The following is a 15,472-nucleotide window of genomic DNA, read 5'->3' on the forward strand; positions in this document are numbered from 1 at the left end:
ATCGCAGGCAAGCCAGCTCCCACATTTGATTGGGTTCACACATCAGAATGTGGGAGCCGGGCTTGCCCGCGATGGCAGCGCCTCGGTCTAAAGCGAAGCCAACTCGGTTTCCGTTTCCACAGCTTTTGCGGCGGTCAACTGGCGCATCTGCTCACACCCCCACAACACCCGCTCCGGGGTTGCCGGTGCATCAATCTTCGGCTGATGGCGATAGTCACCCAGGCTCGCCACCGCATCCTTGATCGCACACCACGAGGCAATACCGAGCATGAACGGTGGCTCGCCCACGGCCTTGGAATGGAACACCGTGTCTTCCGGGTTCTTGCGGTTTTCCACCAGCTTCACCCGCAGGTCCAGCGGCATGTCGGCGACCGCCGGGATCTTGTAGCTGGCCGGGCCATTGGTCATCAGCTTGCCTTTGTTATTCCAGACCAGCTCTTCCATGGTCAGCCAGCCCATGCCCTGGATGAAGCCGCCTTCGACCTGGCCGATGTCGATGGCCGGGTTCAGCGAGGCGCCCACGTCGTGCAGGATGTCGGTGCGCAGCATTTTGTATTCGCCGGTCAGCGTGTCGACGATCACTTCGCAACAGGCCGCGCCGAACGCGAAGTAGTAGAACGGTCGGCCACGCGCCTGGCTGCGGTCGTAGAAAATTTTCGGGGTCTTGTAGAAACCGGTGCTCGACAGCGACACCTGGGCGAAATACGCCTGCTGGATCAACGCTTCAAAGGTCAGGATGTGATCGCGAACCCGCACATGCCCGTTGTGGAATTCAACGTCGGCCTCGCTGACTTCATACTTGCGCGCGGCAAATTCCACCAGGCGCTGCTTGATGGTTTCGGCGGCGTTCTGTGCAGCCTTGCCGTTCAAGTCGGCACCGCTGGACGCGGCGGTCGGTGAGGTGTTGGGCACCTTGTCGGTGTTGGTGGCGGTGATTTGTACGCGGTCGATTTCCACCTGGAAGATCTCGGCCACCACCTGCGCGACCTTGATGTTCAAGCCCTGGCCCATCTCGGTGCCGCCGTGGTTCAGGTGGATGCTGCCGTCGGTGTAGATGTGGATCAGCGCACCGGCCTGGTTGAGGAAGCTGGCGGTAAAGGATATCCCGAATTTCACCGGCGTCAGCGCCAGGCCTTTTTTCAGGATCGGGCTGTTGGCGTTGTAGCGACGGATCGCTTCGCGGCGCTCGAAATACTGGCTGCTTTGTTCCAGTTCGGCGGTCATTTCTTCGAGCATGTTGTGCTCGACGGTCTGGTAGTAGTGGGTGACGTTGCGCTCGGTCTTGCCATAGTAGTTGGCCTTGCGCACGGCCAGCGGGTCGAGGGCCAGGTGCCGGGCAATCGCGTCCATCACTTCCTCGATGGCGACCATGCCTTGGGGGCCGCCGAAGCCACGATAAGCCGTGTTGGACGCGGTGTTGGTCTTGCAGCGGTGGCCGTTGACGGTGGCGTCGCCCAGGTAATACGAGTTGTCGGAGTGGAACATTGCGCGGTCGACAATCGAGTTCGACAGGTCCGGCGAGCAGCCGCAGTTGCCCGCCAGATCCAGGTTGATACCGTGCAGCCGGCCGCTGTCGTCGAAGCCCACGTCGTATTCGATATAGAACGGGTGGCGCTTGCCGGTCATCAGCATGTCTTCGACCCGTGGCAGGCGCATCTTGGTTGGCTGGCCGGTGAGGCGTGCGACCACGGCGCACAGGCATGCCGGACTGGCGGCCTGGGTTTCCTTGCCGCCAAAACCACCGCCCATGCGGCGCATGTCGACCACGATTTTGTTCATCGACACGTCGAGTACTTCGGCCACCAGCTTCTGCACTTCGGTGGGGTTTTGCGTGGAGCAATAGACAATCATGCCGCCGTCTTCAGTGGGCATCACTGAAGAGATCTGGGTTTCCAGGTAGAAGTGTTCCTGGCCGCCGATGTGCAGGGTGCCCTGGATACGGTTTTTGGCGGTCGCCAGCGCCCCCGCCGAATCACCGCGTTGATGGGTGTGGCTGTCCAGCACGAAGTGTTTTTTGCGAAACGCCTCGACCACGTCCAGCACCGGCTCCAGGTCTTCGTATTCGATTACGGCAGCCATGGCGGCTTTGCGCGCGGTTTCCAAGTCGCGGGCGGCGACGGCCAGCACCACCTGGCCGACGAACTGCACGGTGTCGATGGCCAGCAACGGGTCGCCGGGCATCAGCGGGCCGATGTCTTTCAGGCCCGGCACGTCTTCGTGGGTGATGACGATGCGCACACCCTCAAAGGCGTAGCAGGGCGCGGTGTCGATGCTGAGGATTTTTGCGTGGGCGCGGTCCGACATGCGTGCGTACAGGTGCAACTGGTTTGGAAATTCCAGGCGGTCATCGATGTACTGCGCCTCGCCCGAGACGTGCTTGGCGGCGCTGTCGTGCTTGACGCTGCGACCGACTCCGCTGGTCAGGTCCTTGGCGAACAGTTCGGCGAGTTCGGCTTGGGATTTTTCCACGGCATGATGGTTAGACATAAGCGGTCACCCGAGTCTCGATGTGCGGCGTTTGCAGTTCGATGAAGTATTTGCGCAGCAGGTTTTGTGCGCTGAGCAGGCGGTATTCCTTGCTGGCGCGGAAGTCCGACAGCGGGGTGAAATCTTCGGCCAGCGCGGCGCAGGCTTTTTCCACGGTGGCGGAATTCCAGGTGGCGCCGTTCAGCGCGGCTTCGCAGCTTTTCGCACGTTTTGGGGTGGCGGCCATGCCACCGAACGCCACGCGGGCATCCGTGATCACGCCGTTATCAATCTTGAGGTTGAAGGCGGCGCAGACGGCGGAAATGTCATCGTCCAGACGCTTGGAAACCTTATAGGCACGGAACAGCGGCACGCCTTTGGGCACGATGATTTTTTCGATGAATTCGCTGTCCTGGCGGGCAGTGACACGGTAGTCGATGAAGTAGTCTTCCAGGGCCAGAGTGCGACGGGTGTTGCCTTTGCACAGTACGATCTGCGCGCCTAGGGCGATCAGCAGTGGCGGTGAATCACCGATGGGCGAGGCGTTGCCGATATTGCCGCCCAGGGTGCCCTGGTTGCGGATCTGCAACGAAGCGAAGCGGTGGAGCAATTCGCCGAAGTCCGGGTATTCGTTGTTGAGTGCGGTGTAGCAGTCGGACAGGGAAGTGGCGGCGCCGATTTCCAGGCGGTCGTCGAAGCTTTCGATGCGCTTCATTTCTTCGATATTGCCAACGTAGATCATCACCGGCAGCGTGCGGTGGAACTGGGTGACTTCCAGCGCCAGGTCGGTGCCGCCGGCCAACAGCCGGGCTTGTGGGTAAGCGTCGTACAGGTCCGCCAAGTCGGCGACGGTCAACGGTACCAGGCAGCGTTTATCACCGCTGTTCAATTCACCGGTTTGCGTCGGGGCGATGGATTTCAGGCGGGTGATGGTGTCGGTCTGGCGGCTGTCGAACTGGTCCTGGGGCTTGTTGCAGCAGGCCTGTTCGGCGGCGGCGAGAATCGGGCGATAACCGGTGCAGCGGCAGAGATTGCCGGCCAGGGCTTCATGGGCTTTCTGGCTGTCGGGTGCATCACTGTTTTTTTGCAGGGCGAACAGCGACATCACAAAGCCCGGGGTGCAGAAGCCGCATTGCGAACCGTGGCACTCCACCATGGCCTGTTGCACGCTGTGGAGTTGGCCCTGGTGCTTGAGGTCTTCGACGCTGATCAGTTGCTTGCCGTGCAGGGATGAGACAAAGGTCAGGCACGAGTTGAGGCTGCGATAGCGAATCTGCTCCGCGCCTTGATCGTCGGTGTGCAGCTCGCCGACCACCACGGTACAGGCGCCACAGTCGCCGCTGGCGCAGCCTTCCTTGGTGCCGGATTTGCCCAGGTGCTCACGCAAATAGTTGAGCACGGTCAGGTTCGGGTCCAGGGCGTGCTCGCTACGGAGCTCCTGGTTTAGTAAAAACTGGATCACGGAAGGCCTCGCAGACTCATTATTGTTGTTAACCGCTTTGCGCCGAATCTAGTCATGTCTGACTTTTCGGTCAACGATTTTCTGACCTAAAGGTCAAGAAAATGCGATCTCAACATCCTTAATTATGGTCCAGTTCTCTGGAACCGCCGTTTTTAGGGGCTTCTGGACTTTAACGGTTGCTTATTTCATGCCAAATTCGTGCTTGTGGGCCGTACGCCATCAATGGGCAAGTGCGCTACACTGCCGCGCTCGTACCGATAGAAGATTTTGAAGGGAAAACATGACGTTCAAGGCGCCGGATAGTCTTGCCGAGCAAATCGCTCACCACCTCGCCGAACGTATCATTCGCGGCGACCTCAAGCCTGGGGAGCGGATCCAGGAGCAGAAGGTCACACTGGCGCTCAATGTCAGCCGTGGTTCCGTGCGCGAAGCCTTGCTGATCCTTGAGCGTCGGCACCTGATCGCAATCCTGCCGCGCCGCGGCGCCCATGTCACCGAGCTGACTGCCCACAAGGTGCAGAGCCTGTGCACGCTGATGGGTGAGCTGTACATCCTGCTGGGCGACGCGGTCGCCGCCGGCTGGCAGACCCAGGCCGACATGGCGCCGTTTGTGCAGATCCAGCAGCGTCTGGTCGCCAGCTTCGAACGCCAGGACATCCGCGCCTTCGTCGAAGAAAGCTTCAACGTGATGCGTGCCGCCTATCCGTTCGCCAACAACCCGTATCTGCAGGAAACCGTCGAGAACCTGCAGCCGGCGATGAACCGTGCCTATTATCTGGCGCTGGATCAACGCAAGGCGTCCATGAGCGAGTACCTGGTGCTGTTCGAGCAGTTGCTAGCCGCCGTGCTGGCCCGTGACCTGCCACAGATTCGCCAGGTGCTCTCGGCCTACGGCGAGCGCAGTTGCTCGCTGGTTATTGCTGCGTTGGCGGAAGCCTAAGCGTGCGGCTCAAGTGCATCAAACTGGCGGGGTTCAAATCCTTCGTCGACCCGACCACGGTGAACTTCCCCAGTAATATGGCGGCAGTGGTCGGGCCCAATGGCTGCGGCAAGTCGAACATCATCGACGCCGTACGCTGGGTGATGGGCGAGAGCTCCGCGAAAAACCTGCGTGGCGAGTCGATGACCGACGTCATCTTCAACGGCTCCACCAGCCGCAAGCCAGTGAGCCAGGCCAGCATTGAACTGGTGTTTGATAACTCCGACGGCACCCTGGTGGGCGAGTACGCGGCCTACGCGGAAATTTCCATCCGCCGCAAAGTCACCCGCGACAGCCAGAACAGCTATTTCCTCAACGGCACCAAGTGCCGCCGGCGGGACATTACCGACATCTTCCTCGGCACTGGCCTGGGCCCGCGCAGCTACTCGATCATCGAGCAGGGCATGATCTCCAAGCTGATCGAAGCCAAGCCCGAAGACCTGCGTAACTTTATCGAGGAAGCGGCCGGCATCTCCAAGTACAAGGAGCGCCGGCGCGAGACCGAAAACCGTATCCGTCGCACCCATGAAAACCTTGCCCGTCTGACCGACCTGCGTGAAGAGTTGGAGCGCCAGTTGGAGCGCCTGCACCGTCAGGCCCAGGCGGCCGAGAAGTATCAGGAATACAAGGGCGAGGAGCGTCAGCTCAAAGCGCAACTGTCAGCCCTGCGCTGGCAGGCATTGAATGATCAAGTGGGCCAGCGCGAAGCGATCATCGGCACCCAGGAAATCAGCTTCGAAGCGTTAGTGGCTGAACAGCGCAATGCCGACGCCAGCATCGAGCGCCTGCGGGACGGTCACCATGACCTGTCCGAGCGCTTCAATCTGGTGCAGGGGCGCTTCTATTCGGTGGGCGGTGACATCGCCCGGGTCGAGCAGAGCATCCAGCACGGCCAGCAACGCTTGCGCCAGTTGCAGGACGACCTGAAGGAGGCCGAACGCGCGCGCCTGGAAACCGAATCGCACCTGGGCCACGACCGCACCTTGTTGCTGACCCTCGGGGAGGAGCTGGACATGCTCACCCCGGAGCAGGAAGTCACCAGCGCCGCCGCCGAGGAAGCCGCTGTGGCCCTGGAAGAATCCGAAACCACCATGCACGCCTGGCAGGAGCAGTGGGACACGTTCAACCTGCAATCCGCCGAGCCGCGCCGCCAGGCTGAGGTGCAGCAATCGCGCATCCAGCAACTGGAAACCAGCATGGAGCGTCTGGCCGAGCGTCAGCGGCGCTTGCTGGAAGAGCGCGTGCTGCTCGCGGCCGACCCGGAAGACGCGGCGATCCTCGAGCTGAGCGAGAAACTCGCCGAAAGCGAAATGACCCTGGAAGAGCTGGAAGCCAGCGAAGAACAACAAGTGGAGCGCCTGGAGCAATTGCGTCAGCAACTGCAGCAGGCGACCCAGGCGCAGCAAACCGCCCAGGGGGATTTGCAGCGGCTTAACGGTCGATTGGCCTCCCTTGAAGCCTTGCAGCAAGCGGCGCTCGACCCGGGCACCGGCACTGCCGAATGGTTGCGTGATCAACACCTGGCCGAGCGTCCGCGCCTGGCCGAAGGCTTGAAGGTTGAAGCCGGTTGGGAGCTGGCGGTGGAAACCGTCCTCGGTGCCGACCTGCAAGCCGTGTTGGTGGATGATTTTGGCGGTTTCGATCTGGCGGGCTTTACCCAGGGTGATTTGCGATTGCTTAGCCCCGCGGCAGACGGCACACGCGTACCGGGCAGCCTGCTGGACAAGGTCGAGGCGGCGATTGATCTGTCGCCTTGGCTGGGTCAGGTCAAACCGGTGGACAGTCTTGAGCAGGCCTTGGCCCAGCGTGGCCAATTGGCGGCCGGGCAAAGCCTGATCAGCCGTGACGGCTTTTGGATCGGCCGGCACTTCCTGCGGGTGCGTCGTGCCAGCGAAGCGGAAAGCGGCGTATTGGCCCGTGGCCAGGAAATCGTCAACCTGACCGCCGAACGGGAAGAGCGCGAAGCCACCCTTGAATCCCTGGAAAACCAGCTGCAAACCTTGCGCGCCACCCAGCGCCAGCAAGAGACCGGCCGCGAACACCTGCGCCGGCTGTTGCAGGACGAAGCGCGCCAGCAAGGCGAATTGAAAGCCCAGCTCTCGGCGAGCAAGGCCAAGGTCGAGCAACTGACCTTGCGCTGCACCCGGCTCGACGAAGAAGTGGCGGAGATGGGCGAGCAACGCGCCCTCGAACACGAACAAGTCGGCGAAGCGCGCCTGCAACTGCAGGAAGCCCTCGACAGCATGGCCCTGGACACCGAGCAGCGCGAGTTGCTGCTGGCCCAGCGCGACAGCTTGCGCGAGCGCCTCGACCGGGTGCGTCAAGAAGCCCGCCAGCACAAGGACCATGCCCATCAACTGGCCGTGCGCCTTGGCTCCCTGCGGGCGCAACACGACTCCACGCGCCAGGCCCTTGAACGTCTGGAAATGCAGTCCGAACGCCTGACCGAAAAGCGCGAGCAACTGAGCCTCAACCTGGAGGAGGGCGAAGCCCCGCTGGAAGAGCTGCGCCTGAAACTTGAAGAGTTGCTCGACAAGCGCATGACCGTCGACGAAGAGCTCAAGACCGCACAAATCGCCCTGGAAGATGCCGATCGCGAACTGCGCGACGCCGAAAAGCGCCGGACCCAGGCCGAGCAGCAATCGCAGCTGATCCGTGGCCAACTCGAACAGCAGCGCATGGAATGGCAGGCCCTGACGGTTCGACGCAAAACCCTGCAAGACCAGTTGCTGGAAGACGGCTACGACCTGCACGGCGTGCTCAATACCCTGACCGCCGAGGCCAACGAGAAAGAAGCCGAAGAAGAACTTGAACGGATTGCCGCACGCATTCAACGACTCGGCGCGATCAACCTCGCGGCTATCGACGAGTACCAGCAGCAGTCCGAGCGCAAACGTTATCTGGACGCGCAGAACGCCGATCTTGTCGAAGCCCTGGACACCCTGGAAAACGTGATCCGCAAGATCGACAAGGAAACCCGTAATCGCTTCAAAGATACCTTTGATCAGATTAATGGCGGTTTACAGGCGTTATTCCCGAAAGTTTTCGGTGGTGGCAGCGCTTACTTGGAACTGACGGGCGAAGATCTACTCGATACAGGGGTAACGATCATGGCGCGGCCTCCGGGCAAGAAGAACAGCACCATCCATTTGCTGTCCGGTGGCGAGAAGGCACTGACGGCATTGGCCCTGGTATTTGCGATCTTCAAGTTGAACCCGGCACCGTTTTGCATGCTCGACGAAGTTGACGCTCCGCTGGATGACGCTAACGTTGGACGGTACGCCCGACTGGTTAAAGAGATGTCCCAGACGGTGCAGTTCATCTATATCACCCACAACAAGATCGCCATGGAAATGGCTGATCAATTGATGGGTGTGACGATGCACGAGCCGGGCTGTTCGCGTTTGGTGGCGGTGGATGTCGAAGAGGCGATGGCGCTGGTGGAATCCTGAGGCGCACTTCGCAGGAGGATTTTCAGCAGGATGTAAGGTGATTTACCGGTCTGGGAAAAGTGGCAAATGGACATATTTGTTCAAGGCATTTTGACAGACGGTGTAAAGTTATCTTTGGTCGTGCTAGTTTAATGTCAAATTTTCGTATGCGTGGGCAAAACGTCATTCAGAACATAGAGTTGGCGCCACGTTTTAAAGCGGTTTGCACGGTGCTAAACCCCTTATTTTTCAGCATTTTTTATTAGAGGCACGGGATTACATGGAAATCGGTCTGCGCGAGTGGCTGATCGTCATCGGCATTATTGTCATTGCCGGTATTCTTTTTGATGGCTGGCGCCGGATGCGTGGCGGCAAGGGCAAGTTGAAATTTCGCCTGGACCGCAACCTGTCCAATTTGCCGGACGACGACGGCAGCGCCGAGCTGCTGGGGCCACCACGTGTCCTGGATAACCATAAAGAGCCGCACCTGGACGAGCACGACCTGCCGTCGATGAGCGCACCCGTGCGTGAAGCCCGTGAACCCAAGCGCGGCAAGCGCAGTGCGGCCAGCGAGCCATCCCAGGGTGACCTGAACCTGGACCTGGAAGAAGGTCCGAGCTTCAGCAGCCGTGACGGTGACTTCCCGGATGAAACCCCGGTCAAGAGCGCCCATAAAGAATCCGTCAAGGATCAACCGGCTGCCGAAGAGGTGCTGGTGATCAGCGTGATCTGCCGCGACGCCGCCGGCTTCAAGGGCCCGGCCTTGCTGCAAAACATTCTGGAAAGCGGCCTGCGTTTTGGCGAGATGGATATTTTCCACCGCCACGAAAGCATGGCCGGTAACGGCGAAGTCCTGTTCTCCATGGCCAACGCGGTCAAGCCGGGCATCTTTGATCTGGACGACATCGACCATTTCAGCACTCCGGCCGTGAGCTTCTTCCTCGGTTTGCCAGGCCCGCGTCACCCGAAACAAGCCTTCGACGTGATGGTGGCCGCTGCCCGCAAGCTGTCCCAGGAACTCAACGGCGAGCTCAAGGACGACCAACGCAGCGTCCTGACCGCCCAGACCATCGAGCATTACCGTCAGCGCATCGTCGAGTTCGAGCGTCGCGCCCTGACACAGAAGCGCTGAGGTCCAAGCTTAAGCGTTGCCTGTAGAATTCATGCACTAACATATTGAGCAGCTTCGGCTGCTCTTTTGCTTTATGAGAGAACACCCATGACCGCCGCCCACACCCGTATCCTCGAACTGCGCGCTGAACTGGATCAGCATAACTACCGTTACCACGTCCTCGACGAGCCGAGCATCCCGGACGCCGAGTACGACCGGCTGTTCCATGAGCTCAAGGCCCTGGAAGCCGAGCACCCGGATCTGGTAACCCGTGATTCACCGACGCAGCGGGTCGGCAGTGCGGCATTGTCGGCGTTCACTCAAGTGCGTCACGAAATCCCGATGCTCAGCCTCGGCAACGCCTTCGATGAAAGCACCATGCTTGAATTCGATCGCCGGGTCACTGAGGGCCTGGACCTGCCGGTGGGTGACCTGTTTGGCGGCGGCGCGGCGGTGGAATACAGCTGCGAGCCGAAGCTCGATGGCCTGGCGGTCAGCCTGCTGTATCAGGACGGTGAACTGGTGCGTGGCGCCACGCGCGGCGATGGCACCACCGGCGAAGACATCAGCGTCAACGTGCGCACCGTGCGCAATATTCCTTTGAAACTGCACGGCACCGGCTGGCCGGCGACCCTCGAAGTGCGCGGCGAAGTGTTCATGTCCAAGGCCGGCTTCGAGCGGCTGAACGCCACGCAGTTGGAGGTCGGTGGCAAGACCTTCGCCAACCCGCGCAACGCGGCTGCGGGCAGCCTGCGCCAGCTGGATTCGAAGATTACCGCCAGCCGTCCGCTGGAATTCTGCTGCTACGGCGTGACCACGGATATCAGCGACACCCACATTGGCAATCTGCAACAGCTGAAGAAATGGGGCATGCCCATCAGCCATGAGTTGAAACTGGCCAAAGGGATTCAGGATTGCCTCGACTACTACCGCGATATCGGTGAGCGACGGAATGCCTTGCCCTATGAAATCGACGGTGTGGTGTTCAAGGTCAATAGCATTGCCTACCAACGTGAACTGGGCTTCCGTGCCCGCGAACCGCGTTGGGCAATCGCCCACAAGTTCCCGGCGATGGAGGAACTGACCGAACTGCTGGACGTTGAGTTCCAGGTGGGTCGTACCGGCGCTGTGACGCCCGTTGCACGCTTGAAACCGGTCAAGGTTGCGGGTGTGACCGTGTCCAACGCCACCTTGCACAACATGGACGAAGTGGCGCGCCTGGGCCTGATGATCGGCGACACCGTGATCATCCGCCGTGCCGGTGACGTGATTCCCCAGGTGGTGTCGGTGGTCACCGAGCGTCGCCCGGAAAACGCCCGCGCGGTGCAGATCCCCGAAAGCTGCCCGGTGTGCGGTTCCCACGTTGAGCGTACGCAACTGGTCAAGCGCAGCAAGGGCAAGGAAACCGTCAGCGAAGGCGCGGTATACCGTTGCGTTGGGCGCCTGGCCTGCGGTGCGCAGCTCAAGCAGGCGATCATTCATTTCGTCTCGCGCCGGGCCATGGACATCGATGGCCTGGGCGACAAGACCATCGAGCAACTGGTGGACGAGAAACTGATCGGCTCGCCGGCTGACCTCTACAAGCTCAAGTACGAACAGATCATCGACCTGGAAGGCTTTGCCGATGTCTCCAGCAAGAAGCTGATCACCGCCATCGAAAACAGCAAGACGCCAACCCTTGCACGGTTTATCTACGCCCTCGGCATTCCCGATGTGGGCGAGGAGACCGCCAAGGTGCTGGCGCGCTCCCTGGCGTCCCTGGAGCGCGTGCAGCAGGCGTTGCCGGAAGTGCTGACGTACTTGCCGGATGTCGGTCTGGAAGTGGCCCACGAGATTCACAGTTTCTTTGAAGACAGCCATAACCAGGACGTGATCGGTGCCTTGATCTCCAAGGACGAGTGCGGACTGGAGTTGCAGGAGCAGGGTGAACTGAGCGCCGAGTTTGCGGCCAGCACCACGTTGGGCGGCTTGCTCGACAAACTGCACGTGCCGTCCGTAGGCCCAGGTGCTGCGCAGAAACTGGCGGACAAGTTTGGCTCCCTCGAAGGTGTGATCAAGGCCGACTGGCTCGACATGCGCCAGGCGTTGCCGGAGAAGCAGGCCAAGGCCGTCCGGGATTTCTTCGACATCGAAGAAAACGCCAATCGTGCGCTGGCCATCGAGCAACAGCTCAAGGACTTCGGCATGCATTGGCAGAGCGAGAAGAAGGTCGTCGAAGGCTTGCCCGAGGCGGGTCACACCTGGGTGCTCACCGGCTCCCTGGAACTGATGAGCCGCGATGTCGCCAAGGAAAAACTTGAAAGCCTCGGTGCCAAGGTGGCGGGCTCGGTGTCGGCGAAAACCCATTGCGTGGTGGCCGGGCCGGGTGCCGGTTCGAAGTTGGCCAAGGCCAGTGAGCTGGGCTTGAAAGTGCTGGATGAAGAAGCGTTCGTGGCATTTTTGGCCAAGCACAACATCACGGTCTGATGATCGTTCCTGCACTCTGCGTGGGAACTCCGCCCTGGACGCTCTGCGTCCGCTCAAAGTTGCGACGCGGAGCGTCACTGGATGCATTCCCACGCAGAGCGTGGGAACGATCTCTCCCGGGCAATGCTCTAGTATTGGCAAGCTTCCGGGAGAGATCGCCATGTACCGCTTCTTCGAGCAACTCAGTTCGCGTATTGCCGCACCGTTCATGGCCGAGACCTCGCGCAACAGCAAGGTCTGGCAGTGTCGCTGTGGGCAGTCCCTGTTCTTTCGCAACAGCCAGTGCCTGGCCTGTTCGGCGCTGCTGGGCTATCAGCCGGAGCAGAGTCGCCTGTCATCCCTGCAGCCCGGCCCGTACGCCGATACCTGGCTGCTGGACGCCGACCCTCAAGCCGGTGCCTTTCGCCGCTGCGCCAACCTCGACACGCCGGCCGCCTGCAACTGGTTGCTGCCCGCCGACAATGGCCAGACCTTGTGCGTGGCCTGCAGCCTGAACCGAACCATCCCCGACCTGTCGATTCCTGAAAACCCCGAACGCTGGCGCAAGGTCGAGACCGCCAAGCGCCGCCTGGTGGCGCAACTCATCAGCCTGGGCTTGCAGGTCATTCCCAAGACCGTCGATGAAGACACTGGCCTGGCCTTCGATTTCGTCGGCATCGACCTGGAAGGCAACGCGCCCACCACCGGCCACGCCAATGGCCTGGTCACCCTTGATATCAAGGAAGCCGACGACGCCCACCGGGAAAAAATCCGTGTGCAGATGCGCGAGCCTTACCGCACCTTGCTCGGCCATTTTCGTCATGAGGTCGGCCACTACTACTGGGACCGCCTGATCGCCAACAGCCACTGGCTGGAACCGTTCCGCACGCTGTTCGGCGACGAGCGCGCCAGCTACGCTGATGCCCTCGACCAGCACTACCAGAACGGCCCGCGCCCGGACTGGCAGCAAACCTGCGTCAGTGCCTACGCCACCATGCACCCGTGGGAAGATTGGGCGGAAACCTGGGCGCATTACCTGCACATGATGGACGCCGTCGACACCGCGCTGGGATTCGGCATGAGTGCTCGGGAGATGGACCTGGATTACCAGCCGTTCCCCCTGAGCACCCTCTATGACCCTGAACATCCCGGTGGCACGGCGTTCCTGTCATTCGTCAACGCATGGATCGAACTGGCCGGCATGCTCAACGAACTGTCCCGCAGCATGGGCCAGCCGGATTTCTATCCGTTCGTCCTGCCGCCGGCGGTGATTGCCAAGCTGCACTTCATTCACCTGGTGATCCAGCAAGAGGGCGGCAGGGCGGACGAGGTGTTGCAGGCCCAGTAGGCAAGTGCTTGAAGCCCTTCATATTTTAATCCCGCAGGAACGGTTGTAACTTCCGATGAGATCGGTACAATGGCCCCGCTTGCCGAGAGGCGAGCGTCGTTATGGTGATCCCATCGGTCCCCCCGCAACGATTACCCGTGAACCTGGTCAGAGCCGGAAGGCAGCAGCCACAGCGGGAACATTGTGTGCCGGGGTGTGGCTGGTGGGGTTGCCTCCATAACGCCACCTCCTTGATTCAAAAAAATACTTTTATGAAGCCCTTCGCTGACAATCGTCATCTGCGAAGCGATTTCTGCTGTTCGTCCTTCAGCACAGTGCTCACAAGCCCGAAAGCAATCGTTACCGGCAAAAGACTGTGAGGGCTCTTTCACAACTTCAAGCTTCCACTCTGGACAACCCAAAACCACCTTGCTAGTTTGCGCCAGTCACATATTTCAAAATATGTCGATGGCACATGGATGATATTAAAGTGATGGCGCTTTATGGCTCATTCACCTCAACTAACAAGGATGTCGGTCATGAAAAGCCTGCAAGGGTTGCCCACGCTTATCAGCGCTTCCGTCGGTGCCCCCGGCAAAGCCCGCAACTTGCCCGCCGACGTTCAGTGCATCCAGTATTTGTTCAACTTGATCACTCCCAAGTTGGGTTTCCCCTTGGCCGAAAACGGCAAGTGCGACGGCCAGTTGGTGCAGTGCATCAGCCAGTATCAGTTCCGCTATCTCAAGTACGCCCATCCCGATGGGGTGATCGACCCCACCGGGCGTACCTTCAATAGCCTGATCGAAGAGGCGGTGAAGGTGCCGGTCAAGTCGAATCCGGCCCTGCGCATTCCGACCTTCCTGAATGTGTTCGGCAACACCAGTTCCGATATGGTCCAGGCGACGGTCAACCATTACCTTGACCGCATGCGGGCGATGATCGAGGCCGAGCGGCGCAACCGGCAGATGATGCTCCAGGCCACGTGCGACGGCGGTACGACGCTGACGGACACCGACTTCCAGAACGCCGCCACACAGTTAGGCAGCGGAATTTCGGTCAATATCATCAAGGCGTTTGCCACGGTGGAGTCGGGCGGGCGCTCCGGGTTCGGGCCGGCCAAGTTGCCGGTGATCGCTTTTGAAGGGCATCACTTTCGCAAGTACACCCACCAGAAATACGATCAGACCCACCCGCTGTTGTCGTACCCCTACGTGCAAAAAGCCGGCCCCCAGTGGAAGGCCAACAACAAGGACCAGACCAAAGCCTGGGAAACCATGGCCACGGCCTTTGCGCTGGATCAGGAAGCGGCCTTGAAGTCGGCTTCCTGGGGGATGTTTCAGATAATGGGCTCCAACTTCACGGCATGTGGTTATAAAACGGTGTTTGAGTTTGTCGTGGCCATGAAGATAAACGCCGGGCATCAACTCAAGGCCTTCCTCGGTTTTTGCAGCCAGAGCCCTGCTTTGGTCAAGGCCATGAAGAACAAGGATTACGCCGCCATGGCGCTGAACTATAACGGCAAGGATTATGGCGACTATGACCATCGAATCAAAAAAGCCTACGAAGCACTTGAAGGGAAAAAATAGAATGCCGTTCAAACGTTGCCTGTCCCGATTGTTGGTTGCCTCTTTCGTGTGTGTTGCGGCGGGATCGCCGGCCTTTGCCGCTACGTTGCATTCTGGCAAGTACGAAGGGCTGATGCTGGCCGTGACGCCTGAGCATCAGGTAGAAGGTTTTTATGCTGAGGAGATGGGCGAGGGCGTGACTCGCACGTGTACGTTCTTCCTGCAGGGCAAGGTCGACGGCGCGAAGGCGTCGGTGTCCACGTGGCTGGATGCGGCCTATCCGGGAACCGTTGCGGCTTCCTCGGACGGCGTGACGTTGACGGTGGAGAAGGGTCGCGAACATCCCGGCTGCATCAGCGTGCTGATGCCGGAAATAGCCACCGGCCTGGACCTGACCCACACCGCTGCCAAGAAGTGGATTGGCCTGGTGACCGTTTCGGCCGACAAGGCTTTCCTGCAGAAGACCCCGGACGCCAAGGCCAGTCATCGTGCCTACGTGGTCAAGGACGATGTGGTCGCGGTGCTGGCCTTCAAGGAAGGCTGGGCCCAGGTCGAGTACATCAATGGCGAAGGCCGCTCTTCCAAGGGCTGGATCAGCCAGGACCAGTACGCCAGGCTGGCCCCTAAAGGCTGAAGCTGTTCCCCGCGCCGCGGTGTGCCAGGCACGCCGCGGCTTTTTTACGCCC

At 60.4% G+C, this 15,472-nt stretch carries 9 protein-coding genes and 1 other RNA gene; 8 read left to right on the top strand and 2 right to left on the bottom strand.

Annotated elements, in window-relative coordinates; all coding sequences use genetic code 11:
- Positions 1-87: 87 nt before the first annotated feature.
- The gene (gene xdhB, locus K0H47_RS09325) at positions 88-2,487 is read right to left on the bottom strand and encodes a xanthine dehydrogenase molybdopterin binding subunit (RefSeq protein ID WP_003219089.1); all 2,400 of its coding nucleotides are present in this window, start codon (positions 2,485-2,487) and stop codon (positions 88-90) included.
- On the bottom strand, positions 2,480-3,928 hold the full coding sequence (gene xdhA / locus K0H47_RS09330) for a xanthine dehydrogenase small subunit (protein WP_219272422.1): 1,449 nt from the start codon (positions 3,926-3,928) through the stop codon (positions 2,480-2,482). The genes xdhB and xdhA overlap by 8 nt, the downstream gene beginning before the upstream one ends.
- Positions 3,929-4,208: 280 nt before the next feature.
- On the opposite strand from xdhA, the gene K0H47_RS09335 reads away from it, so the two are divergent.
- From K0H47_RS09335 to K0H47_RS09370, 8 genes are all read left to right on the top strand, one after another.
- Positions 4,209-4,868 (top strand): GntR family transcriptional regulator, encoded by a 660-nt coding sequence (locus K0H47_RS09335; RefSeq protein ID WP_219272423.1) that lies wholly within the window; start codon positions 4,209-4,211, stop codon positions 4,866-4,868.
- 2 nt (positions 4,869-4,870) lie between these two features.
- Positions 4,871-8,359 carry a chromosome segregation protein SMC gene (smc, locus tag K0H47_RS09340; RefSeq protein WP_219272425.1) on the top strand — a complete coding sequence of 1,163 codons (3,489 nt, stop codon included), beginning with the start codon at positions 4,871-4,873 and terminating at the stop codon, positions 8,357-8,359.
- Between the two features lie 259 nt (positions 8,360-8,618).
- The gene (gene zipA / locus K0H47_RS09345) at positions 8,619-9,470 is read left to right on the top strand and encodes a cell division protein ZipA (RefSeq protein WP_017477161.1); all 852 of its coding nucleotides are present in this window, start codon (positions 8,619-8,621) and stop codon (positions 9,468-9,470) included.
- Between the two features lie 87 nt (positions 9,471-9,557).
- A complete protein-coding gene (gene ligA / locus K0H47_RS09350) occupies positions 9,558-11,915 on the top strand; it encodes an NAD-dependent DNA ligase LigA (RefSeq protein ID WP_063032319.1) in 2,358 nt (785 codons plus the stop codon).
- A gap of 160 nt (positions 11,916-12,075) precedes the next feature.
- Complete coding sequence (locus K0H47_RS09355) at positions 12,076-13,242, top strand: putative zinc-binding metallopeptidase (RefSeq protein WP_201142801.1); 1,167 nt, start codon at positions 12,076-12,078, stop codon at positions 13,240-13,242.
- Between the two features lie 111 nt (positions 13,243-13,353).
- An RNA gene (ffs, locus tag K0H47_RS09360) (signal recognition particle sRNA small type) lies at positions 13,354-13,450 on the top strand.
- A 310-nt stretch (positions 13,451-13,760) separates the two neighbouring features.
- Positions 13,761-14,807, top strand: a complete 1,047-nt coding sequence (locus K0H47_RS09365; protein WP_063032315.1) for an N-acetylmuramidase family protein — start codon at positions 13,761-13,763, stop codon at positions 14,805-14,807.
- Between the two features lies 1 nt (position 14,808).
- Positions 14,809-15,420 carry a hypothetical protein gene (locus K0H47_RS09370; RefSeq protein WP_219272427.1) on the top strand — a complete coding sequence of 204 codons (612 nt, stop codon included), beginning with the start codon at positions 14,809-14,811 and terminating at the stop codon, positions 15,418-15,420.
- Positions 15,421-15,472: the final 52 nt, after the last annotated feature.

The sequence above is a fragment of the Pseudomonas sp. Xaverov 83 genome (assembly GCF_019352905.1).
GTDB classification, from domain to species: domain Bacteria; phylum Pseudomonadota; class Gammaproteobacteria; order Pseudomonadales; family Pseudomonadaceae; genus Aquipseudomonas; species Aquipseudomonas yamanorum.